General features: G+C 66.7%; 17 protein-coding genes. 8 read left to right on the plus strand and 9 right to left on the minus strand.

From position 1 onward, the window contains the following. Window positions 1-13: 13 nt before the first annotated feature. Window positions 14-1,114 carry a DNA polymerase III subunit beta gene (gene dnaN / locus ACFPK0_RS00400; RefSeq protein WP_056607054.1) on the minus strand — a complete coding sequence of 367 codons (1,101 nt, stop codon included), beginning with the start codon at window positions 1,112-1,114 and terminating at the stop codon, window positions 14-16. A 247-nt stretch (window positions 1,115-1,361) separates the two neighbouring features. Then, window positions 1,362-2,696, minus strand: a complete 1,335-nt coding sequence (gene dnaA / locus ACFPK0_RS00405; RefSeq protein WP_056607052.1) for a chromosomal replication initiator protein DnaA — start codon at window positions 2,694-2,696, stop codon at window positions 1,362-1,364. Between the two features lie 190 nt (window positions 2,697-2,886). Here dnaA and rpmH point away from each other — a divergent pair, with 190 nt between their 5' ends. The 4 genes from rpmH to mnmE all read left to right on the plus strand — a co-directional run bounded on the left by rpmH (window position 2,887) and on the right by mnmE (window position 6,790). Further along, window positions 2,887-3,021, plus strand: a complete 135-nt coding sequence (gene rpmH / locus ACFPK0_RS00410; RefSeq protein WP_007082494.1) for a 50S ribosomal protein L34 — start codon at window positions 2,887-2,889, stop codon at window positions 3,019-3,021. A gap of 14 nt (window positions 3,022-3,035) precedes the next feature. Continuing rightward, window positions 3,036-3,440: a ribonuclease P protein component gene (gene rnpA, locus ACFPK0_RS00415; protein WP_082546050.1), complete on the plus strand. Its 405-nt coding sequence runs from the start codon at window positions 3,036-3,038 to the stop codon at window positions 3,438-3,440. Window positions 3,441-3,500: 60 nt separating this feature from the next. Then, entirely contained in the window at window positions 3,501-5,219 is a 1,719-nt protein-coding gene (gene yidC / locus ACFPK0_RS00420) for a membrane protein insertase YidC (protein ID WP_377337565.1), read from the plus strand. 230 nt (window positions 5,220-5,449) lie between these two features. Further along, the gene (gene mnmE / locus ACFPK0_RS00425) at window positions 5,450-6,790 is read left to right on the plus strand and encodes a tRNA uridine-5-carboxymethylaminomethyl(34) synthesis GTPase MnmE (protein WP_377337567.1); all 1,341 of its coding nucleotides are present in this window, start codon (window positions 5,450-5,452) and stop codon (window positions 6,788-6,790) included. Between the two features lie 43 nt (window positions 6,791-6,833). Here mnmE and ACFPK0_RS00430 read toward each other — a convergent pair whose 3' ends face one another. The 3 genes from ACFPK0_RS00430 to ACFPK0_RS00440 form a co-directional block, all read right to left on the minus strand. Beyond that, window positions 6,834-9,962 (minus strand): efflux RND transporter permease subunit, encoded by a 3,129-nt coding sequence (locus ACFPK0_RS00430; protein WP_377337569.1) that lies wholly within the window; start codon window positions 9,960-9,962, stop codon window positions 6,834-6,836. A 247-nt stretch (window positions 9,963-10,209) separates the two neighbouring features. Next, window positions 10,210-13,449: an efflux RND transporter permease subunit gene (locus tag ACFPK0_RS00435; RefSeq protein ID WP_377337572.1), complete on the minus strand. Its 3,240-nt coding sequence runs from the start codon at window positions 13,447-13,449 to the stop codon at window positions 10,210-10,212. A 105-nt stretch (window positions 13,450-13,554) separates the two neighbouring features. Further along, the gene (locus ACFPK0_RS00440) at window positions 13,555-14,784 is read right to left on the minus strand and encodes an efflux RND transporter periplasmic adaptor subunit (RefSeq protein ID WP_377337574.1); all 1,230 of its coding nucleotides are present in this window, start codon (window positions 14,782-14,784) and stop codon (window positions 13,555-13,557) included. Between the two features lie 418 nt (window positions 14,785-15,202). Here ACFPK0_RS00440 and ACFPK0_RS00445 point away from each other — a divergent pair, with 418 nt between their 5' ends. Beyond that, window positions 15,203-15,724, plus strand: coding sequence for a c-type cytochrome (locus ACFPK0_RS00445; RefSeq protein WP_377337576.1), 522 nt, complete (start codon window positions 15,203-15,205; stop codon window positions 15,722-15,724). Between the two features lie 392 nt (window positions 15,725-16,116). On the opposite strand, the gene ACFPK0_RS00450 is transcribed toward ACFPK0_RS00445, so the two are convergent. Further along, a complete protein-coding gene (locus tag ACFPK0_RS00450) occupies window positions 16,117-16,710 on the minus strand; it encodes an acyl carrier protein phosphodiesterase (protein WP_377337578.1) in 594 nt (197 codons plus the stop codon). A 48-nt stretch (window positions 16,711-16,758) separates the two neighbouring features. On the opposite strand from ACFPK0_RS00450, the gene ACFPK0_RS00455 reads away from it, so the two are divergent. Beyond that, on the plus strand, window positions 16,759-17,451 hold the full coding sequence (locus ACFPK0_RS00455; RefSeq protein WP_377337580.1) for an alpha/beta hydrolase: 693 nt from the start codon (window positions 16,759-16,761) through the stop codon (window positions 17,449-17,451). Window positions 17,452-17,504: 53 nt separating this feature from the next. After that, window positions 17,505-18,617: a cell division protein ZapE gene (zapE, locus tag ACFPK0_RS00460; RefSeq protein ID WP_377337582.1), complete on the plus strand. Its 1,113-nt coding sequence runs from the start codon at window positions 17,505-17,507 to the stop codon at window positions 18,615-18,617. Window positions 18,618-18,746: 129 nt separating this feature from the next. Here zapE and ACFPK0_RS00465 read toward each other — a convergent pair whose 3' ends face one another. Next, the gene (locus tag ACFPK0_RS00465) at window positions 18,747-19,298 is read right to left on the minus strand and encodes a CcdC protein domain-containing protein (protein ID WP_377337584.1); all 552 of its coding nucleotides are present in this window, start codon (window positions 19,296-19,298) and stop codon (window positions 18,747-18,749) included. A 326-nt stretch (window positions 19,299-19,624) separates the two neighbouring features. Further along, a complete protein-coding gene (gpmA, locus tag ACFPK0_RS00470) occupies window positions 19,625-20,368 on the minus strand; it encodes a 2,3-diphosphoglycerate-dependent phosphoglycerate mutase (protein WP_377337586.1) in 744 nt (247 codons plus the stop codon). Window positions 20,369-20,514: 146 nt separating this feature from the next. On the opposite strand from gpmA, the gene ACFPK0_RS00475 reads away from it, so the two are divergent. Beyond that, the gene (locus ACFPK0_RS00475; protein WP_056607576.1) at window positions 20,515-21,159 is read left to right on the plus strand and encodes a DUF4097 family beta strand repeat-containing protein; all 645 of its coding nucleotides are present in this window, start codon (window positions 20,515-20,517) and stop codon (window positions 21,157-21,159) included. Window positions 21,160-21,260: 101 nt separating this feature from the next. Here the strand turns inward: ACFPK0_RS00475 and kduD are convergent, their stop codons facing one another. Next, window positions 21,261-22,016 (minus strand): 2-dehydro-3-deoxy-D-gluconate 5-dehydrogenase KduD, encoded by a 756-nt coding sequence (gene kduD / locus ACFPK0_RS00480; RefSeq protein ID WP_377337588.1) that lies wholly within the window; start codon window positions 22,014-22,016, stop codon window positions 21,261-21,263. Window positions 22,017-22,019: the final 3 nt, after the last annotated feature.

A 22,019-nucleotide genomic window follows, 5' to 3' on the forward strand; every position in this document is an offset into this window, starting at 1 on the left:
CCGTCATGAAGCGTCAGAGTCGCAGCGGCATGATCACGTGCCGGGCCTGCTCGCTGGCTTCTTCCTGCACCAGGCAACTCGACTGCGCGTCACGCAGGCTCAGCCGGGCCTTCTCGCCGTCCAGTGCCGCCAGTGCGTCCAGCAGATAACCGACGTTGAAACCGACGGCGAGATCGGAAACGTGGGTATCGGCCTCGACCTCTTCCACGGCCTCTTCCTGCTCGGGGTTGTGCGCCACGATGCGCAGCTTGCCCGGCGACAGTTCCAGTTTCACGCCACGGTACTTCTCGTTGGACAGGATCGCCGCGCGCTGCAACGCACCGCGCAACACCTCGCGATCCAGCGTGGCGGTCTTGTCGGCACCCAGCGGGATCACGGCCTCGTAATCGGGGAAACGCCCGTCGATGAGCTTGGAGGTGAACACCACGCTGCCGCGGCGCACGCGCAGGTGGTTGCGACCAAATTCCAGCTCCACCTCGCCGTCGCCTGACTCCAGCAGGCCGACCAGCTCGTTGACGCCTTTGCGAGGGATGATGATCTGGCGACGCGTGGTGACCGAGCTCTGCAGCTGGGTTTCCTTCATCGCCAGGCGGTGGCCGTCGGTAGCCACGCAGCGCAGCGTGTGCTCCTGCAGATCCAGCAGCATGCCGTTGAGGTAATAGCGCACGTCCTGGTTGGCCATGGCGAACGAGGTGTGTTCCATCAAGTCGCGCAGCACCTGTTCGGGCAGGCTTACGGTTTCCACCAGCTCGATCTCGTCGACGGTGGGAAATTCGCTGGCCGCCAGCGTGGTCAGCGTGAAGCGGCTGCGTCCCGCATTCAGCGCCACCCGATCGCCGTTGAGTTTCAGGTCGATCTGGGCGCCATCCGGCAGTGCGCGCACGATGTCGAACAGTTTGCGGGCCGGGATGGTGATCTCGCCATCAGCCAGCTTTTCGGCACTGGTGGCGGCAACCATTTCCACTTCGAGATCGGTGCCGGTCAGCGACACCTTGCCGTCGCCCACCTTGACCAGCAGGTTGGCGAGCACGGGGAGCGTCTGGCGGCGTTCCACCACGCCGATCACCTGCTGCAGCGGTTTGAGCAAGGCTTCTCGCTGGATGCTGAATTGCATGATTTCGCTTCCCCTAGCTTCTGTTCTGTTTTTTTAAAAGAAGTTTAGTTGTTGTTGTAGGCACCGTGGATAACTTTTATAGCGCCATATTGCGATAACAATCAAATACTTGCTGGTGTTCTTGGCTGTGCTTGAGCGGTGGCGCCGGCTGTTGATCAGTTGTGGGTAACTTTTTACCGCGTTTCATCCACCTATTATCCACAGCCAGCCCCACCAGTTATGCATGACTTTTGCGCACTGAGTCACCTCAGCCGGTCAGCGTGCGGATCAGTTGTTCCCAGTCCTGCCGCATGCGCGTATCGGTTTCGACGAATTTTCGGATTGTGCGGCAGGCGTGCAGCACGGTGGTGTGATCGCGCCCGCCGAACGCTTCGCCGATCTCCGGCAGGCTGTGCTCGGTCAATTCCTTCGACAGCGCCATCGCATACTGCCGCGGCCGCGCCAGCGAGCGCACGCGTCGCTTGGACAGCAGATCCTGCAGCCGCACGTTGAAGTACTCGGCGGTGATCTTCTGGATGTTGGGGACGGTGATCGCCTGGGCGTGGGTGGCCAGCAGGTCGCGCAAGGTCTCCTCGGCGAAGTCGGTGGTGATCGGCTTGCCGTAGAAATTGGCGCGTGCCGCCAGCGTGTTCAGCGCGCCCTCGAGGTCGCGCACGTTGGAGCGGATGCGCTTGGCCAGCAGCATCGCCACGTTCTCGTCCACCGCCACGCCCTTGTCGTGCGCCTTGGCCAGCAGGATCGCCGCGCGCGTCTCGAAATCCGGCGGCTCGATCGCCACGCTGAGGCCCCAGCCCAGGCGCGACTTCAAGCGCGGTTCGAGCTTGTCTACCTCTTTCGGGTAACGGTCGCAGGTGAGGATGATCTGCTGCTTGGACTCGAACAACGCATTGAAGGTGTGGAAAAACTCCTCCTGCGTGGTGTCCTTGCCGGCGAAGAACTGGATGTCGTCGATCAGCAGCGCGTCGACCGAGCGGAAGCGCTGCTTGAACTGATCCATGCTCTTGGCGCGCAGCGCCTCGATCATCGAGCCCACGAATTGCTCCGAGCGCAGGTACAGCACCTTGCGCTCCGGATTCTGCTGCCGGATCAGGTTGCCGGCCGCGTGCATCAGGTGGGTCTTGCCCAGGCCGGTGCCGCCATACAGCAGCAAGGGGTTGTAGGCGCGGCCGGGATTCATCGCCACCTGCATCGCGGCGGCCTTGCCCAGCTGGTTGGACTTGCCCTCGACGAAGGTTTCGAAGGTGTAATGCGGGTCCAGGTTGTGCGGAAAACTGGCCGCGGCCGGTTCCTGTGTGGCGCGAACTGGCGCAGGCGCGGGTTTGGCGGCCGGTGCCGGGCGGGCCGAGTTGGAACCCACCTCCAGCCGCACCGTCAGCGCGTGGCCGGTCAGCTGCTGCATCACCGCCTCGATCCGCGGCAGGTAGCGGTCGCGCACGGTATCGAGCGTATAGGGATTGGGCGCAAACAACTGCAGGCCCGTGGTGCTGTCGCGGGCCTGCAACGGCATCAGCCAGGTGTGCAGGTCCTCGGCGCTCAGTTCGCCTTCGAGACGCTCAAGGCAACGTCGCCACAAATCACTCATCGATCTACTCAGTCCACTGCAGGGGCGCTGGCGCGCGGAATGTCGATCGGCAAGTCTACCAGTTCGGCCCGCCGCCCGGCCGTTTTATCCACATGGTGTCCACAGGCTCATTGGGCCGTGTATTTGACAGCAGCGCGATCTGACCACATACTCGCAAACCTTTTTATCCACATTCCCTTCGGAGTAAGCCATGAAGCGGACCTTCCAGCCCAGCAAGCTCAAGCGCGCTCGCACGCACGGTTTCCGTGCCCGTATGGCCACCGCCGACGGCCGCAAGATCATCAACGCCCGTCGCGCCAAGGGCCGCAAGCGCCTGATCCCGTAAGCGGCGTACCGGTGATGCCTCATGCCGACCTGCCGCGCGAGGCGCGGCTACGTCGGCCTGGTGACTTCGCCGCCTTGCGAGCAAGCAGCGGACGCGCAGGCGGCCGCTGTTTTCATATGCGCTACCGCGACAACGAGCTGGGCCATGCCCGCCTCGGCCTGGCGATTTCCAAGCGCGTTTCCAAACGCGCGGTGGAACGCAACCGCATCAAGCGGCTGCTGCGTGAATCCTTTCGTCGCGTACGCCATCAACTGCCTTCCGTCGACCTGATGGTGATGGCGCGCGAGCAGGCGGCCAACGTGCCCGGGCCGCAGCTGCTGGCGGAGATCGACGTGCTGTGGAAAAAGCTGATCGCTGGCCGATCCGCGGCCACCGAACCATTGAAGCGGGCCGACGACACCACCACAATCGGCCGTTGACCTCTTTCTTTCTGCCTCCGCGGCCTTCCCCAGTCGTGGCGTTACCGGATTTGCTACGCGATGAATCAAACGCGCACCTTCCTCATGTTCGCCCTGCTGGCGGTTGCCTATCTGCTGTTTCTGGCCTGGGAGAAGGATTACGCACCGCAGCCGCCACAAGCGGCCGTGGCCAGCGCGTCCAGCACCGCGGCGCCGGCTGATGCCAGCGTGCCCGGCGCGATCCCCGAAGCAGGCGCGCCACCGGCCGCCGTCACCGCGGGGCAGAGCGCGGCGCCAACTATTGCCACCTCGTCTCGCATCACCATCACCACCGACGTGTTGCGCCTGGTGGTGGATACCCGCGGTGGCAGCGTGGTGCACACCGACCTGCTCGCCTACCCCTCCGTCGCGCCCACCCACAAGCAACCCACGCCGCCGCCGGTCGCGTTGTTGAACGACAGCGACACGCGCTATTTCGTGGCGCAGAACGGCCTGGTCAGCAGCAGCGGTGCACAGGATCAGCCGAACCACCTGGCGCTGTTCCACAGCGACAAGGCGGCCTACGAACTGGCCAGCGGCCAGGACGAGCTGCAGGTGCCGCTGACCTGGCAGAACGCCGACGGCCTCAAGGTCACCAAGATCTACACCTTCAAGCGCGGCAGCTACGTGATCGGGCTGACCCAGCGCATCGACAACGGCAGCACCCAGACCTGGCAAGGCAATGCCTACCGCCAGTTGCTGCGGGTGGAGCCGCCCAAGCCGAGCGGCTGGCTGAAGAGCCTCATGGATCCCGAGTCGCGCAGCTTCCAGGGCGCCGCCTGGTACACCGGTGAGAAGTTCGAAAAGCTGCCGTTCAAGAATTTCGCCGAGAAGGACGACGCGCTCGACGCCTCCTACAAGGGCGGTTGGGCCGCCATGCTGAAGCTGTACTTCTTCGCCGCGTGGATTCCGCCGGCGGGTCAGACCGATCACTACACCACCACCACCCTCAACCCCGACAGCGCCCATCCGCGCCACCTGATCCGCGCCGTCGGCCCCGCCCTCAGCGTGGCGCCGGGGCAGAGCCTGAGCAGCGAGTCGCGGCTGTACATCGGCCCGAACGTGCAAGGCACGCTGGACGCGATCGCGCCGGGCCTGGACCTGACCATCGACTACGGCATGTTCAAGGCCATCGCGGTACCGATGCACTGGGTGCTGTCGCAGTTCCACGCGATCTCCAAGAACTGGGGCGTGGCGATCATCCTGCTGGTGCTGCTGATCAAGGGTCTCACCTGGAAGCTCACCGCCGTGCAGTACCGCTCCAGCGCGCGCATGCGCAAGCTGGCGCCGCGCATCGCGCAGCTGAAGGAGCGCTACGGCGACGACAAGCTGAAGATGCAGCAGGCCACCATGGAGCTGTACAAGAAGGAGAAGGTCAACCCGATGGGCGGTTGCCTGCCGGTGCTGATCACCATGCCGGTGTTCTACGGCCTGTTCTACGTGCTCGAGTACAGCCTGGAACTGCGCCATGCACCGTTCCTGTGGATCCCCGACCTCAGCGCCGCCGACCCGCTCTACATCCTGCCGATCATCTACGCGCTGGTGATGCTGGGCACGCAATGGCTGAACCCCGTCGCCGCGGGCATGGACCCGACCCAGGCGAAGATGATGAAGGTGATGCCGCTGCTGTTCTCGGTGATGTTCGCCTTCTTCCCCGCCGGCCTGTGTCTCTACTACGCGGTGAACGGCATCGTCGGCCTGGGCCAGCAGTGGTGGGTCACCCATCACGTGGACCGCGAGGAAACCGCGAAGCCCGCCTGAGCATCACCATCTGGGATTGAACAGCTGCAGCCGGGCAACCGGCGCAGCTGTTTTCTTTTGAGGGGCTGCGGTTTTTCCCCTCGGCTGAAAATCACGAGCCCTCCACAACACTGTTCACCCTGAGCGTAGCCGCGCAGCGGCGAAGTCGAACGGCCGCGCAAGAAGCCACATCCTCAACCTGCGGGCGTCGGATTCCTGCGTCAGAATCATCTGCCATCCGGAGAACCATCATGAACACCTCCACCGCCACCATCGCCGCCGTCGCCAGCGCACCGGGCATGGCAGGCGTGGGCGTGGTGCGGGTTTCCGGGCCGGCCGTTCCCGCCATCGCCGCGACCCTGCTCGGCCGCGCGCCCACGCCGCGATACGCCCACTTCGCCGCCTTCCGCAACGGCGCCGGCGAGTTGATCGATCGTGGCCTGCTGCTGCATTTCCCCGCGCCCGCCTCGTACACCGGCGAACACGTGCTGGAACTGCAGGGCCACGGCAGCGCGGTATTGCTCGACCTGCTGCTGCGCCGCTGCTGCGAACTGGGCGCGCGGCTGGCGCGCCCCGGTGAATTCACTGAACGCGCCTTCCTCAACGGCAAGCTCGACCTGGCCCAGGCCGAAGCGGTGGCCGACCTGATCGCGGCCCGCTCGCAGGCCGGCGCGCGCGCGGCGCTGCAATCGATGGAGGGCGTGTTCTCGCGCAAGGTCGACGCGTTGCTGCAATCGCTGATCGCCCTGCGCGTGCACATCGAGGCGGCGATCGACTTTCCCGAGGAAGAGATCGATTTCCTCGCCGACCCCGCCATCACCGCACAACTCGACAAGCTGCGCCACGAGCTGGCCGAGCTGCTGCGCGAAGCGCAACGCGGCGTGCGCTTGAACGACGGCCTCAAGGTGGCCATCGTGGGCCGGCCCAACGCCGGCAAATCCAGCCTGCTCAACGCGCTGGCCGGCAGCGACCGCGCCATCGTCAACGCTGTCGCCGGCACCACCCGCGACGTGCTGCGCGAGCACCTCGACCTCGACGGCATCGCGCTGGAACTGGCCGACACCGCGGGTCTGCGCGACACCGACGACGAAGTCGAGCGCGAAGGCGTGCGCCGCGCCCATGGCGAACTGCAGCGCGCCGACGTGGCCCTGCTGGTCACCGACGCCGAACACGCCGATGCCGACCAGCGGTTCTTCGCCAACCTACCCGAAGGCGTCGAGCGGCTGGTGATGATCAACAAGATCGATCTGGACCAGGCCCCCGCCCGCAGCGGCCAGCGCAACGGCACCCGCTGGCTATGGGCCTCGGCCAAGACCGGCGCCGGCCTCGACGCCCTGCGCAAGGCGCTGCGCCTGCTGGCCGGCGCCGGTGGCGAAGGCAGCTTCAGCGCCCGTCGCCGCCACGTCCTGGCCCTCGAGACCGTCCGCGACCACCTCACCCGCACCGCCACCGTGCTGACCACCACCCGCGCCGGCGAACTCGCCGCCGAAGAACTGCGCCACGCCCAGCAGGCCCTGGGTGAAATCACCGGCAGCTACAGCAGTGATGATCTGCTGGGGGCGATCTTCGGCTCGTTCTGCATCGGCAAATAGCCGCCCATACGGCTTGACGGACAGCAGGTGGCCATCGGCCGGATCAGATGCTTGCCGGCAACCGCCGCGCCGTTCGCCGCGCACGCCGCCGCGCCGCCCAGCTTTTCCGCCGTTCGGCCAGGCACGAGAAGATCACGTACAGCGCGGGGGTGCTGAGCAGGGTCAGGCTTTGCGAGATCAGCAGGCCGCCGATCAGGGCGATGCCCAGCGGGCGGCGCAGTTCGCTGCCTTCGCCCAGACCGATCGCGATGGGCAGCGCGGCCAGGATCGCCACCATGGTGGTCATCATGATCGGGCGGAAGCGCACGATGCAGGCTTCGCGCACGGCTTCCAGCGGGGTCTTGCCGTGTTCGCGTTCGGCCACCAGGGCGAAGTCGATCATCATGATCGCGTTCTTTTTCACGATGCCGATCAACAGCACCAGCGCGATCTGCGCCACCACCGACAGTTCGGTGTCGGTCAGCCACAGCGCCAGCAGCGCACCGACGCCGGCGGCGGGCAATGTCGAGAGGATGGTGACCGGGTGCAGCAGGCTTTCGTACAGCATGCCCAACACGATGTAGACGGTGAGCACGGCGGCCAGCACCAGCCACAGCATGCCGCTTTGCGATTCCTGGAAACGACGGAAATCGCCGCCCACGTTGAGCCGGATGTCGCCGGGCATGCGCATGCCGCTGACTGTGGCCTGCACGATCGCCATCGCCTCGCCCATGCTCACGCCGGGGGCCAGGTTGAAGCTCAGATCCATCGTGGTGTACTGGTTTTCGTGGCTGATGGATGAGGGCGACAGGCCTGGCTCCTGCCGGGCGAAGGCGGTGATGGGGATCATCTTGCCGCTGCTGGAGCGCACGTAGATGCGGTTGAGCGCGTCGGGGGTGGCGGTCTGCTCGGGCAGTGCGTTGACCACCACCTTGAACTGATTGATGTCCGAATAGATGGTGGATACCTGGCGCTGGCCGAACGCGTCGTACAGCGCGCCGTCGATGGCGCCGATCGACACGCCCAGCTGCGCGGCGCGGTCGCGGTCGATCACGATGTTCTGGCGCAGGCCACCCTCTTCCACGTCGCTGCCCACGTCGGCAAGTTTCGGATTTTTCTTCAGTTCCGCCACCAGCTTGGGCAGCCATTCCTGCAACTGGGCCAGGTCGTTGCCCTGCAGCCCGACCTGGTATTGCGCGCCTTGGTCGCCACCACCGCCGCCGCCGCTGGGCAGATCCTGCACCGGGCGCAGGCGCAGGTTGAGGTCGGGATACTTTGCGGCCTTGGCGCTGAGACGCGCCAGCACGGCGAAGGTGTCGTCCACCCGGCCCTCGGCGCGCGTTTTCAGGTCGATGTTGAACGAGCCGCTGGTGCCGTGGCGGCTGCTGCCCAACCGTGAGCCGACCGACGCCACATCCGGGTCGGCCTGCAGCATCTCGGTGAGTCGCACCAGGCGTTGGCGGCTTTCATCGAACGATACGGTGGCGCTGGAGCTGGCGCGGCCCCAGATCAAACCGGTGTCCTGCGCCGGGAACAGACCGGTCTTGACCACGCCGAGCAGGAAGAATGTGGCCGCGATCAGCAGCAGCGGCGTCAGTGACAGCATCAGCGCGTGGCGCAGCGCGAAGTTCAGCGAGCGGGTGTACACACGCAGCATGCCCGCGTGGAAACGGTCCAGCGCCAAGCCCAGCCGCGAGGGCTTCTCCGGCTCGCGATGACCGCTGAGGAAACGGCCGCACAACGCCGGCGTCAACGTCAGCGACACCACCGCCGACACCACGATGGCCGATACCAGAGTGGCGGCGAACTCGTGCATGAACATGCCGGTCATGCCACCGGCAAACAGCAGCGGAATGAATACGGCCACCAGCGAGGCGGTGATCGAGACGATGGTGAAGCCGATCTCGCGGGCGCCGGCCAGGGTGGCCTGCAAGCGCGTCATGCCGGCGTCGATGTGGCGGATGATGTTCTCGATCACCACGATGGCATCGTCCACCACGAAACCGATGGCGATCACCAGCGCCAGCAGGGTGAGGTTGTTGAGCGTGTAGCCGAACAGGTACATCGCCACGAAGCCGCCAGCCAGTGACAACGGCACCGCCACGGCGGCAATCAGGGTGGGCGCCAGCCGACGCAGGAACAACGCCATGGTCAGGATCACCATCGCCAGCGAGATCAGCAGCGTGGCCTGCACCTCATGCAGCGAGGCGCGGATGGTCGGCGTGCCGTCGAAGAACGGCGTCAGTCGCGTGCTCGGTTGCAGGTAGGCGTGCAGCAGCGGCACCTGCGCCTTGACCAGATCCACCGTGGCGATGATGTTGGCATCGGTCTTCTTGTAGACATACATCAGCACGGCGGGTTTGCCGTCGAACCACGCCGCCTGGTATGCGTCCTGCGCCCCGGCGTACACGTGCGCCACATCCCGCAGCCGCACCGGCGTGCCGTCGTGGCTGGCGATCACCAGCGACGCGAAGTCATCGGCGCTGTGCAGCTGGGTGGTGGCGGTGATCGCCATGGTGGTCTTGCCGTTGGACAAAAAGCCCTCCGGCGACGTGACGTTGGCGGCGCTGAGCGCATTGCGCAACTGGTTCGGCGAAATGCCCATCGCGTTCAATGCGCGCAGGTTCACGTCGACCCGGATCGCGGGCGTGGCGGCGCCGGCGATCTCCACCGCCGACACCCCCGGCAGCTGCCGCAGCCGCTGCGCCAGCAAGGTATCGGCCACGTTGAACAGCGCCTCGGCCGATTGCGTGTCCGAGGTCAGCGCGAAGGCGATGATCGGGTCGTCGTTGGGGTCGGCCTTCTGGTAGCTGGGCGGGCCGTTGAGGCCGGTGGGCAGATCAGGCGCGGCGGCGTTGATCGCCGCCTGCACGTCGCGCGCCGCCGCATCCAGGTCGACATCGGTATTGAACATCATGAAGACAAATGTGCGGCCCTCCGAACTGCCCGACCGCATGCTCTGGATGCCGGGCACCTGGCCCAGGTGGCGCTCCAGCGGCGCGGCCACCGTCGACGCCATCGTGCTCGCGTCGGCCCCGCTCTGGCTGGCCTGCACGAAAATCGCGGGAAACTGCATCGCCGGCAGCGCCGCCACGCCCAGTAGGAAATAGCAGATCGCACCCACCGCAAACAGGCCCATCGCCAGCAACGAGGTACCGATCGGGCGACGGATGAAGATGCCGGAGATATTCATGGATCAAGCGTGACCGGGGAGCCTGCGGAGGTATGCCAGAGCGGGTGTGAACGACGCATTCCACTTCTCAACGGTCGAGGAGCGAAATGGTTGAATCGCCGTCGTTCTCCACAGCCTGGCGCACACCGCTCCTCCCCCTGCTGCGCAGGGGGAGGCTGGGAGGGGGTGCTTTTGGGCGGGCGAAGAGCGACCTCTCCCCAGCCCTCCCCTGCTTGCAGGGGAGGGAGCAAGGCGGACATCGGCGGGATCACGCCGCGTTGCTGGCCTGGGCGTGGCGCAGGGCGCGCTGTTCGCGGCGCGCTGCCAGCCAGTCGGAGAAGCGCTCCATGTACAGGTAGATCACCGGCGTGGTGTACAGCGTGACCAGCTGCGACAGCAGCAGGCCGCCCACGATGGATACGCCCAGCGGCCGGCGCAGTTCCGCGCCGATGCCGTTGCCCAGCGCCAGCGGCAGCGCGCCGAGCATGGCCGCGGCGGTGGTCATCATGATCGGGCGGAAGCGCAGCAGGCAGGCGCGGCGGATCGCGTCGTGCGCGTTCATGCCGGTGCGGCGGGCCTCGATCGCGAAGTCGATCATCATGATCGCGTTTTTCTTCACGATGCCTATCAGCAGCACGATGCCCACGATGCCGTCCACCGACAGGCTCATGCCGCACATGATCAGCGCCAGCAGCGCGCCCACGCCGGCCGGCGGCAGGGTGGAGATGATCGTCAGCGGGTGGATGTAGCTCTCGTACAGCACGCCCAGCACGATGTAGATCACCACGATGGCGGCCAGCAACAGCAGTACCTCGTCACCGATCGATGAACTGAACTCGGCCGCCTTGCCCACGAACTCGCCGCGCACCTGTGGCGGGAAATCCAGCTGCGCCTCGGTGGCGTGGATGGCGTCGATCGCATCGGACAGCGCGTAACCCGGCGCCACGTTGAACGCCACCGTCACCGCCGGCAACTGCTGCTGGTGGCTGATCACCAGCGGCGCGCTGGTGACCTCGGCACTGGCCAGCGAGGACAGCGGGATGGTGCCGCCGCCACCGATCTCGAAGCCCACGTTGCCGGCATTGCCGATACCCGACGGCGTGGCCGAGTTGCTCGATTTCACCTGGCCGAAGCTGGTGGCATTGCTGCCGGTCAGCGCGCCGTTGCCGTTGCCGCGCACGGTGAGCTTGTTCAGCAGGTCGTCCGAATTGCGGAACTCCGGCGCCACCTCCAGCACCACGCGGTACTGGTTGAGCTGGGTGAAGATGGTGGAGATCTGGCGCTGGCCGAAGGCGTCGTACAGCGTGTCGTCGATGCTCTGCACCGGCACGCCCAGGCGGCTGGCCTTCTCGCGATCGATGGTGAGCTTCAGCGCGTTGCCCTTGTCGGCCAGGTTGTTGTCCACGTCGGCCAGTTCCGGGCGCTGGCGCAGCGCCTCGGTCATGCGGCCGGCATAGGTGGCCAGCTCGGCCGAATTCACGTCGGACAAGGTGTACTGGTATTCGGTGGCGGCCACGCGGCTGTCCAGGGTCACGTCCTGCACCGGCTTCAAGTACAGCGCCACGCCGGGGATATCGGCCACGGTTTGCTGCAGCCGCGGCAGCAGCTTGTCCAGCCCGTCGCGGTCGCCGCGCTCCTTCAGCACGATGCTGAGCTGGCCCTGGTTGATGGTGGGGTTGATCGTGCCGGCACCGATGAACGCGGCCACGCCCGCCACGCCCGGGTCCTTGCGCAACGCCTCGGCCACGGCCTTGGTGCGGTCTTCCATCTGCGGGAAGGCGATGTTCTGGTCGGCCTGCACCACGCCGGTGATCAGGCCGGTGTCCTGCTCGGGCAGCAGGCCCTTGGGGATCACGATGTACAGGAACACGGTGAGCACCACCGCGGCGCCGGCCACCAGCATGGTCAGCTTCTGGTGATCGAGGATCCAGTCCAGCGAACGCTCGTACGCGCCCACCGTGCGCACCCACAGGTCGCGCTTGCCGTCGGCCACGGTGCGCTCGTGGGCGTCGTCGCCGGGCGGCAGTTCGTCGGGCTTGAGCAGGTAGGCGCACATCATCGGCGTCAGCGTCAGCGACACCAGCATCGAGATGGTCACCGCGATGGTCAGCACCCAGGCGAACTCGTGGAACAGCCGACCGGTGACGCCGGGCATCAGCAGCAGCGGCAGGAACACCGCCACCAGCGACACCGTCAACGACAGCACGGTGAAGCCGATCTCCTTCGCGCCGATCTCGGCCGCCTCCTTGCCGCTCTTGCCCTGCTCGATGTAGCGAACGATGTTCTCGATCATCACGATCGCGTCGTCCACCACGAAGCCGGTAGCCACGGTCAGCGCCATCAGCGACAGGTTGTCCAGCGACATGCCGGTGAACGACATCACGCCGAACGTGCCCATCAGCGACAACGGCACCGCCACCGAGGGGATCACCGTGGCCCACAGCCGGCGCAGGAACACGAAGATCACCGCCACCACCAGGAAGATGGTCAGCAGCAGGGTGAACTGCACGTCGTGCACCGAGGCCTGGATGGTGATGGTGCGGTCGGCGAACACGTCCAGGTGCACGTCGGCCGGCAGCGCGTTGCGCAGCTCGGGCAGCACCTGACGGATCTGCTTCACCGTCTGCACGATGTTGGCGCCGGGCTGGCGGCGAATATCCAGCAGCACCGCCGGCTGGCCGTTGGCCCAGGCGGCGAGCTGGTCGTTCTCCACCCCGTCGACCACCTTGGCCACGTCCGACAGCCGCACCGGCGCGCCGTTCTTGTAGCTGATGATGGTGTTCTTGTATTCGGCTGCGTTGCTGAGCTGGTCGTTGGTGCCGATCGAGTAGCTCTGCGTCTTGCCGTTGAGCGTGCCCTTGGGCGCGTTGACGTTGGCCTGGGTCAGCGCGCTGCGCACGTCCTCCATGGTCAGGCCGAGGTTGGACAGCTGCGCCGGGTTCACCTGCACGCGCACGGCCGGGCGCACGTTGCCGGCGATCGACACCAGGCCCACGCCCTGCACCTGCGACAGCTTCTGCGCCAGGATCGAGTCGGCCAGGTCGTTGACGTCGCGCAGCGGGCGGCTGCCCGATTGCAGCGACAGGGTGAGGATCGGCGCGTCGGCCGGGTTCACCCGGTTGTACACCGGCGGGTACGGCAGGTTGCCCGGCAGCGTGCCCTTGGCCTGGTTGATCGCTGCCTGCACGTCCTGTGCGGCGATGTCGATGTCCCGGTCCATGTTGAACTGCAGGATGATCGTGGACAGCCCGGCGGAGGAGTCCGAGCTCATCATCGCCAGGCCGGAGATCTGGCCCAGATTGCGTTCCAGCGGCGTGGTCACCAGCGAGGCCATGGTGCTGGCGCTGGCGCCCGGGTATTGCGTGGTCACCACCAGGCTGGGCGCCTCGATTTCCGGCAGCGCGGAAACCGGCAACTGCCGGTAGCCCAGGATGCCCAGCAGCAGGATCGCCACCATCAGCAGCGAGGTGGCGATCGGGCGGCGGATGAAGAGTGTGGAGAATCCCATGGCTATCCGAAACGTGTAGGAGCGGCGTCAGCCGCGGTCATGCCCAGCCAGCGGCAGATGGATCGCGCGGGCCGCGCCCCGGTGGGCGGTGGCCCGTGTCACGCGTCAGTGCCTGCGACGGCCCGCCTTGGTGTCCTGCTTCGCCTTGTCCAGCTCGGCCTGGGTCGGCACCGCCGGCACTTCGCCGGGTTTCAGCGCGTTGACCTTGCTGCCGGGCTTCAGCCGGAACTGGCCCTCGGTGACCACGCGGTCGCCGGCCTTCAGGCCGCTGCCGATCATCACGTGGCTGTCGCCCACTTCGCCGGCCACCACCACCGCCTGCATCTTGACCGTGCTGTCGCCCTGCACCTGGTAGACGTAGTCGCCATCGGGGCCGCGCTGCACGGCCTGCGCCGGGATCACCAGCGCACCCATGGCGGTACGCACCTGCAACCGCACGTTGACGAACTGGCCGGGCCACAGCTCGTTCTTGGCGTTGGCGAATTCGGACTTCAGGCGGAACGTGCCGGTGCTGGTGTCGATCTGGTTGTCGATCACCTTCAGCACGCCGCCCGTGGCGATGGGGTGCGCGTCGACGCGGTCCAGTGCGGTCACTTCCAGCGGGTCGTCACCGTTGGCGGCGCCGCGCACCAGGTCGAGGTTCTGCTCGGGCAGGGTGAACATCACGTAGATCGGATGCAGCTGGGTCAGCGTGACGATCGCCGTGCTGGCGCTCACCACGTTGCCCGGGTCCACGTTGCGAATGCCGGCCAGGCCGTCGATCGGCGACACCACCTTGGTGTACGCCAGCTGCACCTGGGCATCGCGGATGCTGGCCGCATCGGACGCCACCGCGGCCTGGTACTGCGAGGAGGTGTTGCGCAGGGTGTCCAGATCCTGCTTCGAGATATAGCCCTTGGCCGCCAGGTCCTGGCTGCGCGCCAGGTTGCTCTTGGCGGTGGCCAGCTGCGCCTCGTCCTGCCGCTTCTTGGCCAGCGCCTGGTCGAGTGCGGCCTGGTAGGTGCGCGGGTCGATCTGCGCCAGCACCTGCCCCTTCTTCACCGGCTGGCCTTCCTGGAAATCCAGGCTCAGCAATTGGCCGCCTACTTGCGGGTTCACGGTCACCGTGTTCAGTGCCTGCACCGTGCCCAGCGCGGTGAGGAACACGGGTACGTTCTGCCGCTCCACCGGCACCACCGTCACCGGCACCGGCGTGGCCTCGGGGCCATCGGCCTTGGCGCCGGCGGCGGGCGCACCTGCAGCCTTGCCGGCGGGCTTGTGCAGCAGGCGCACGCCCACGATCGCCAGCACCACTACCGCAATCACGATCAACGTGATCTTCCAAAAACGCGACATGTAGAACTCCTGGGTTTAGCAGTGTGGCTGCCGGGAACACGACCGCGTCGGGCAGGCGTGGGGGATCCGGGATGAAAGCATAGAGGCAGTTCAACGAACCGGGACAATGCCAGTTGACACGGGTGTGTCATGACTGACGACACGGTGCTGCCGTTGCCGTGCCATGCCGCCACCCTTGCCGGTCACTGTCGCCAACGCCGCACCCCGCCTGAAACTTGTGGCCCGCTTCGTTTATAATCCGCCGCTGGCATCCGCCTGCCTTCGACGGGGCCAACCGGTTGCCGGGGCATCGGGTTGTCTCGCGGCCATGGCGCTACCACTGGCGGCATTGCCGCTGACCATATTATCGGCCAGGCCCGAAACCTACCGGGCCCGGCCGGGATTATCTACTGACTGGAGTACACGCGTGAGCGGTTCCATGAGCAAATCCGACCAGACAACCATGCGCCAGTTCGCCATCATGATCGGCGGCCTCGTGGTGGTGGCGGTGATCCTGATCGTCACGGCGTTGTGCATCTACAACAACGAGCCGAAGGAAACCGACCCGACCCAGCCGGCGCGCGTTACCGAGCGGATCGCTCCTGCCGGCGCCGTGTACGCGGGCGACACCGGCCGTGCCGCGATGCAGGCGGCCGCCGAAGCCGCCACCAAGGCCGCCGCCTCGCAGGTCGCCTACGGCGGCACCACCGACGGCAAGGAAATCTACGATCACCTGTGCACCAGCTGCCACACCGGCGGCATCGCCGGCGCGCCGAAGCTGGGCGACAAGGCCAAGTGGGCGCCGCGCATCGCCGAAGGCATCGACACCCTGGTCAAGCACGCGATCGAGGGCTACCACGGCCCCGACGGCAACTTCATGCCGCCCAAGGGCGGCAACCCGGCGCTGACCGACGAGCAGGTCACCAACGCCGTGCATTGGATTGTCGATCAGGCGAAGTAATCGCCTGATCCAACAAGCTGTCGCAAAACGCCGCCCTCCGGGCGGCGTTTTCGTTTGCCCCTTCCCCCTGTGGGGGAAGGTTGGGATGGGGAGCCCCGGCTGCGGAAAATCAAAAGCGACCCCGCCCCAGCCCTCCCCTGCTGGCGCAGGGGAGGGAGCACAACGGCGCGCCTTCACTTTTTCGTTTGCCTCTTCCCCCTTGTGGGGGACAAATCGGCAGGATTGCCGGTTTGCACGGCGAAGCCGCCCGAAGGGTGAGGGTCAACGATGGCCCGAATGCAGGTTGGGATGGGGAGCCCCGGCTGGCGGAAAAAGTCAGAAGCACCCCTCACCTGAAGGACTCCCTTCGGTCGCCCAACCCTCCCCTGCCGCCGCAGGGGAGGAAGCCGAAGCTACTCTGCATGTCGCGCAATCCACTCCCGTGCAAACACCTGCACCTGCGGAAAGAACGCCTCGAAGTGCCGCTGCAACACCGCCTCATGCTCCACCAATACCGGCACTGCCGAATCCAGCGGATTGGCCCGGCTCAGGCGTTGCCCGATCCCCGCCAGCGCCTGCCCCAGCACGGCGCGGTCGGCATAGGCAGCGGGCAGGTCGTGTTGTTCCATGTAGGCGGAAAAGCGCTGCAACCCGGGCGGCAGCAGCCCATCGCGCCGGCGCAGCAGCGCGCGCAGGGCGTCCGAGCGCCGCGTCAGCGACTGCCCGCTCCAGTGCGAGAAATCGCGCGCCAGGCAATGGTCGAACCACATGTCCAGCAGGATCCCGGCGTAGCGCCGGTACGGCGGCGGCAACTGCGCCTTGGCCGCCAGTACCTCGGCGTGCGCGTCGGTATAGACGTCGATGGCGCGATGCAGGCGGATGCCGTCGATGACCCGCGGCGCGAACCGTGCCGGGTCCGGCGCGCCATGCACGAAATCGCCCAGCATGCCGCCCAGCTGCAAGGCCTCGTCGTCGCCGGCGAGCAGGGTGTGGGCCAGATGGTTCACCGGCGCGCCTTGCGGCAGCCGATCCGTCCGGCGGTTATGATCGTCCGCATGACTCCCATTGCGCTACCCGCCGATCCCGTCAGTTTTCCCGAGGAAGCGGCCAGTTTCATGCTGGCCGGACCCGCGGGCAAGCTCGAACTCATCAGCGACATCGCCGACCCCGGCTGCGCCCGTCGTGGCGTGGCGGTGGTCTGCCACCCGCATCCGCTGCAGGGCGGCACCATGCACAACAAGGTGGTGACGATGGTGGAGCGGGCGTTGCGCGAATCGGGACTGGACACGGTGCGCTTCAATTTCCGCGGCACCGGTGCGTCCGAAGGCACGTACGACGAAGGCAACGGCGAGGGCGACGACCTGGCCGCGGTGGTGACCTGGGTGCGGCGCACACGGCCGGACGATGCGCTGTGGCTGGCCGGTTTCTCGTTCGGCAGCTACGTCAGCATCCGCAACGCGGTGCGCCTGCGCGCCGACGCGCTGGTCAGCATCGCGCCGCCGGTCGGCCGTTGGGCATTCGAGGCCATCGCGCCGCCCACCTGCCCCTGGCTGATCGTGCAGGGCGAGGCCGACGAGGTGGTCGAGCCGCAAGCCGTGTTCGACTGGGTGGATGCGCTGAAGCGCAAGCCGGAACTGGTGCGGATGCCCGAGACCAGCCACTTCTTCCATCGCCGGCTGATGGACCTGCGCGGCGCCATCAAACACGCGGTGCGTGGCTGGTTGCCGGCCAAACGGAGCGGCGCCTGACCGTCACCACGGTTTTCCGCGACGCCACACGAACCCCGTTTTTTGATCGGCCCATGCCCGAAACCACGCTTACCCCCTCCGCCCGCTATCTCGACGGCGTCGCCGCGCATCGCTGGGAATCGGACCCGACCCAGCTGGCCTTGCTGCCCGAATTCGATCGCATGCACGCGGCGCTGTGCGCCGAACCTGCAACCGACTCCGGCCTGTTTGGACGGCTGAAATCCCTGCTCGCCAGCGAGCCGGCCGCGGCGGTGCCGGGCTTGTACCTGTGGGGGTCGGTCGGTCGCGGCAAGACCTTCCTGATGGACCTGTTCGTGGCCAGCCTGCCCCACGGCGTGGCGCGGCGTCGGCATTTTCACCGCTTCATGGCGGAGGTGCACGACAGCCTGCGCGCGCTGGGTGAGCGGCAGAGTCCGCTGGACGAAGTGGCGGAAGAACTTGCCGCGCATTGCCGGGTGCTGTGCCTGGATGAGTTCCTGGTCAACGACATCGGCGATGCGATGATCCTGGCCAACCTGCTGCAGGCGCTGTTCGAGCGTGGCGTGGCGCTGGTCACCACCTCCAACACCGCGCCGGCCAACCTTTATCGCGACGGCCTGCAGCGCGCCCGCTTCCTGCCTGCCATCGCGCTGATCGAGCAGCATTGCCACGTGGTGGAAATGGCCTCCTCGCGCGACTGGCGGCTGCGCGCGCTGGCGCAGGCGTCGGTCTACCACTACCCGCCCGGCGCCGAGGCGCACCGGGCGCTGGAGCGCATCTTCGCCAACCAGGCCAGCGGCGAGGTGCGCGAAGGCGGCAGCATCCACGTCAACGGCCGCGACATCGCGTTGTGCAAGCGGGCCGACAACATCCTGTGGTTCGATTTCCCCGCGCTGTGCGAAGGCCCGCGCGCGGTGGCCGACTACATCGAGCTGGCCAAGGCCGGGCCCGCGGTGATCGTGGCCAACGTGCCGCAATTCACCGTCTACAGCGAGGATGCGGCACGCCGTTTCGTGCAATTGGTGGACGAGTTCTACGACCGCCGGGTAAAGCTGGTGCTCTCCGCCGCCGCGCCGATCACCGAGCTGTACGACGGCGAACGCCTGCGCGCGGAATTCGGTCGCACCGAGTCGCGGCTGATCGAGATGCAGAGCGAGGAATACCTGGCCAGCGCGCACCTTCCCTAGCGTGGCGCCGCGGGGGTGCATGACCCGTCATCCCGGCGAACGCCGGGATCCAGCGCCGCGGCAGCTGCGTGAAGGCACTGGATTCCAGCGTTCGCTGGAATGACGGGTAGAAATTCGATCAACGTATCGCTAGATGCCGTCGCTGGCTGTGGAAGCTGGCTGCGCCTGCTGGAACCGCCGGTGGTGGATCAGCAGGCCGCTGTAGTACACGAGGTAGTAACCGACCAGCACGCCGACCACCAGCATCGTCAGCGGGCTGGCGCTGTGGGTTGCCATCGCGTGACCCATCGGGTCCTCCACGCCGGGCGGGATCTGCGAGCCGATGAACGCGAAACGCCAGGCCAGCCGGCCCAACAACAGCAGCGTGAGCAGCGCGCCGATCCAAGTGTTGGGCACGTAGCCGTCGCCGCGCACGGGGTCGGTTTCGAAGCGGGTGAGTTTCAGCCCCAGCAGGCCGATGGCGCCGCCGATCAGCATGCCGGCCAACGCCCCTTCGGCCAGCGCCAGCCGATGCAGGCCGCTGAGCAGCAGCAAGCCGCCGACCACCGCGAAAATGGCCACCCGGAAAACCATGCGCTTGCGCCGGATCGGCTGGCGGCCGAACTGCCGGCTGATACGCCGCCACATCATCCAGGCGATAAACGGCAGCGCGACGAGGTAACTGAGCATGTGCGCGGGCATGGCGCGATCCTGTGACGGGATGGCGCCAGCTTAGTGCGGCGGTCGTTGCGCTGACGAGTGACGGTTGTCAGTGTTTTTGTGTGCACGGGGGGCGATATCGACGCGTTGCACCGGCTTCTCCGCAAGCACCGGCCCCTCTCCTCTTTCCTCTCCCCCAAGGGGGAGAGGAGGTCACGGTGGCTTCGGACTTCCGCGTTTCGCGGCGGCAAGCCCACACAACGCCGCGCCTCAAAATCGAAAGATGCCGTAATCCCCTCTCCCCTGCGGGGAGAGGGTAGGGAGAGGGGGACACGTCGCGGGAAAGCCGCAACGAAGTTATTACTGGCTTACTTCGCCTTCCCCTGATTCGCCACCGCAGCCATCTTCGCCGCGATCGCATCCGCATCGCCCAGGTAGTAGTGGCGCAGCGGTTTCAGCTCGTCGTCGAATTCATAGACCAGCGGCACGCCGTTGGGGATGTTCAATTCCACGATGGCTTCGTCGGAAATGCCGTCCAGGTACTTCACCAGCGCACGCAGCGAGTTGCCGTGCGCGGCCACCACCACACGCTGGCCGGCCTTGATCGCCGGCGCCAGCACCTCGTGCCAGTACGGCAGCACGCGGGCCACGGTGTCTTTCAGGCACTCGGTGTCGGGGATGTCCTTGGGGTCGAGCGTGGCGTAGCGCGGGTCGTTCACCGACTCGTTGGCGCTGCGCTCCAGCGCCGGCGGCGGGATGTCGTAGCTGCGGCGCCAGATCTTCACCTGGTCCTCGCCGAACTTGGTGGCTGTCTCGGCCTTGTTGAGGCCGGTCAATGCGCCGTAGTGGCGCTCGTTGAGGCGCCAGTCGGTCAGCACCGGGATCCACATCAGCTCCATCGCATCCTGCACGCCCCACAGCGTGCGCACGGCGCGCTTGAGCACCGAGGTGTGCGCCACGTCGAACGTGTAGCCGGCCTCTTTCAGCAGACGGCCCGCCTCGGCGGCCTCGGCCACGCCCTGTTCGGTGAGATCGACGTCGGCCCAGCCGCTGAAGCGGTTGTCGAGATTCCACTGGGATTGGCCGTGCCGGATCAGTACGAGTTTGTGCATGGTGGGCGCCGTTTGTGCAGAGGAGGGAAACGATGAATGGTGCAGCCCAGCATCGGGTATCGTCAAATGCAGCCCTGCCACAGGTCATGCCAACCCATGGGGCCGCCAGCGCATCTCAAGCCGTCACCCATCACGAGGAACTGCCCATGCGTCGCATCCTGTTTGCCCTGCTCCTGGTTCTGCCGCTGCTGGCCGCGGCCAGCGACAACGATATCGACAAGATCAATGGCGCCGCGCGGGTGGAGGCCGGGCAGCACGCCGGTGACGTCAGCACCGTCAATGGCGCGGTGGAGATCGGCGCCGGCGCCATCGTCAAGGAGGCTCAGACCGTCAACGGCGCGGTGACCCTGGGCGAGCGCGCGCAGGCGGCCGAGCTCAGCACGGTGAACGGCGCCATCCACCTCGGCACCGACAGCAAGGTCAACGGCGACGTCGATGCCACCAACGGCAGCGTCGAGCTGGCCAGGGGCGCCGACATCGGCGGCAAGCTCAGCAACGTCAATGGCGCCATCACGCTGGACGCGGCGCATGTGGCCGGCGGCATCGAGACGGTGGCCGGGGACATCACCGTCGGCGCCGGCTCGCAGGTGGAAGGCGGCATCCTGGTCGACAAATCCAGCAGCTGGTTTGGCGGCAACGACCGCAAGCCGACCGTGGTGATCGGCCCGCATGCCGTGGTCAAGGGCACGCTGGAATTTCGCCGCGACGTGGTGCTGAAAGTCAGCGACAGCGCGCAGATCGGCCCGGTGAAAGGCGCCACGGTGCAGACGTTCAGCGGCGCGACTCCGTAAGTTCGCGCGGCTCGTGTAGGAGCGGCTTCAGCCGCGACGCTCTTGCTTAAGATGCGAAGAGCGTCGCGGCTGAAGCCGCTCCTACAACAGCAGTGAGCCTGTTAGCGCGCCAGCCAGCCCCCATCCACCGGTAATACCGTGCCGTGCACGTAATCCGAGGCGGCTGCGGCCAGGAACACCACCGCACCGGCCAGGTCGGCCGGCACGCCCCAGCGGCCTGCCGGGATGCGCGCCACGATCTCGCGTTGGCGCTTTTCGTCGGCGCGCAGCGCGGTGGTGTTGTTGGTTTCGAAATAGCCGGGCGCGATCGCGTTGACGTTGATGCCGTGCGCGGCCCACTCGTTGGCCAGCAGCCGGGTCAGCCCCAGCAGACCGGATTTGCTGGCCGTATAGGAGGCCACCCGGATACCGCCCTGGAACGACAGCATCGAGGCGATGTTGACGATCTTGCCGGGCCGCTTGCGCTCCACCAGCCGTCGCGCCACGGCCTGCGAAAGGAAGAACACGGTCTTCAGGTTCACGCCCATCACCGCATCCCAGTCCTCCTCGCTGAAATCCAGCGCGTCGTTGCGGCGGATGGTGCCGGCGTTGTTGACCAGGATATCGATGCCGCCCAGCTCGCGCTCGACGGCTTCGATGATGGCGGGGACCGGCGCGGTGGTATCCAGCGACGCCTCGACCCAGTGGAAGCGGCGCCCGGCGGCGCGCACCGCTTGGGCGGTGTCGGCCGGATCGGTGCGCCCCACGGCGGCCACGTCGGCGCCGGCTTCGGCCAGCGCGATCGCCATGGCCTGGCCCAGGCCGGTGTTGGCGCCGCTGACCAAGGCCACCTTGCCTTGCAGCGAGAAAGGATTCATGGC

The organism is Rhodanobacter ginsenosidimutans (assembly GCF_042655685.1).
GTDB classification, from domain to species: domain Bacteria; phylum Pseudomonadota; class Gammaproteobacteria; order Xanthomonadales; family Rhodanobacteraceae; genus Rhodanobacter; species Rhodanobacter ginsenosidimutans.

Excerpts from the sequence above, each read along its gene's own strand:
- kduD (WP_377337588.1), bottom strand. The coding sequence starts at position 22,016 with ATGAATCCTTTCTCGCTGCAAGGCAAGGTGGCCTTGGTCAGCGGCGCC.
- yidC (WP_377337565.1), top strand. The coding sequence starts at position 3,501 with ATGAATCAAACGCGCACCTTCCTCATGTTCGCCCTGCTGGCGGTTGCC.
- ACFPK0_RS00430 (WP_377337569.1), bottom strand. The coding sequence starts at position 9,962 with ATGAATATCTCCGGCATCTTCATCCGTCGCCCGATCGGTACCTCGTTG.
- ACFPK0_RS00465 (WP_377337584.1), bottom strand. The coding sequence starts at position 19,298 with ATGCCCGCGCACATGCTCAGTTACCTCGTCGCGCTGCCGTTTATCGCC.
- rnpA (WP_082546050.1), top strand. The coding sequence starts at position 3,036 with ATGCCTCATGCCGACCTGCCGCGCGAGGCGCGGCTACGTCGGCCTGGT.
- zapE (WP_377337582.1), top strand. The coding sequence starts at position 17,505 with ATGCCCGAAACCACGCTTACCCCCTCCGCCCGCTATCTCGACGGCGTC.
- ACFPK0_RS00455 (WP_377337580.1), top strand. The coding sequence starts at position 16,759 with ATGACTCCCATTGCGCTACCCGCCGATCCCGTCAGTTTTCCCGAGGAA.
- dnaN (WP_056607054.1), bottom strand. The coding sequence starts at position 1,114 with ATGCAATTCAGCATCCAGCGAGAAGCCTTGCTCAAACCGCTGCAGCAG.
- ACFPK0_RS00440 (WP_377337574.1), bottom strand. The coding sequence starts at position 14,784 with ATGTCGCGTTTTTGGAAGATCACGTTGATCGTGATTGCGGTAGTGGTG.
- dnaA (WP_056607052.1), bottom strand. The coding sequence starts at position 2,696 with ATGAGTGATTTGTGGCGACGTTGCCTTGAGCGTCTCGAAGGCGAACTG.
- rpmH (WP_007082494.1), top strand. The coding sequence starts at position 2,887 with ATGAAGCGGACCTTCCAGCCCAGCAAGCTCAAGCGCGCTCGCACGCAC.
- ACFPK0_RS00445 (WP_377337576.1), top strand. The coding sequence starts at position 15,203 with ATGAGCAAATCCGACCAGACAACCATGCGCCAGTTCGCCATCATGATC.
- mnmE (WP_377337567.1), top strand. The coding sequence starts at position 5,450 with ATGAACACCTCCACCGCCACCATCGCCGCCGTCGCCAGCGCACCGGGC.
- gpmA (WP_377337586.1), bottom strand. The coding sequence starts at position 20,368 with ATGCACAAACTCGTACTGATCCGGCACGGCCAATCCCAGTGGAATCTC.
- ACFPK0_RS00475 (WP_056607576.1), top strand. The coding sequence starts at position 20,515 with ATGCGTCGCATCCTGTTTGCCCTGCTCCTGGTTCTGCCGCTGCTGGCC.
- ACFPK0_RS00435 (WP_377337572.1), bottom strand. The coding sequence starts at position 13,449 with ATGGGATTCTCCACACTCTTCATCCGCCGCCCGATCGCCACCTCGCTG.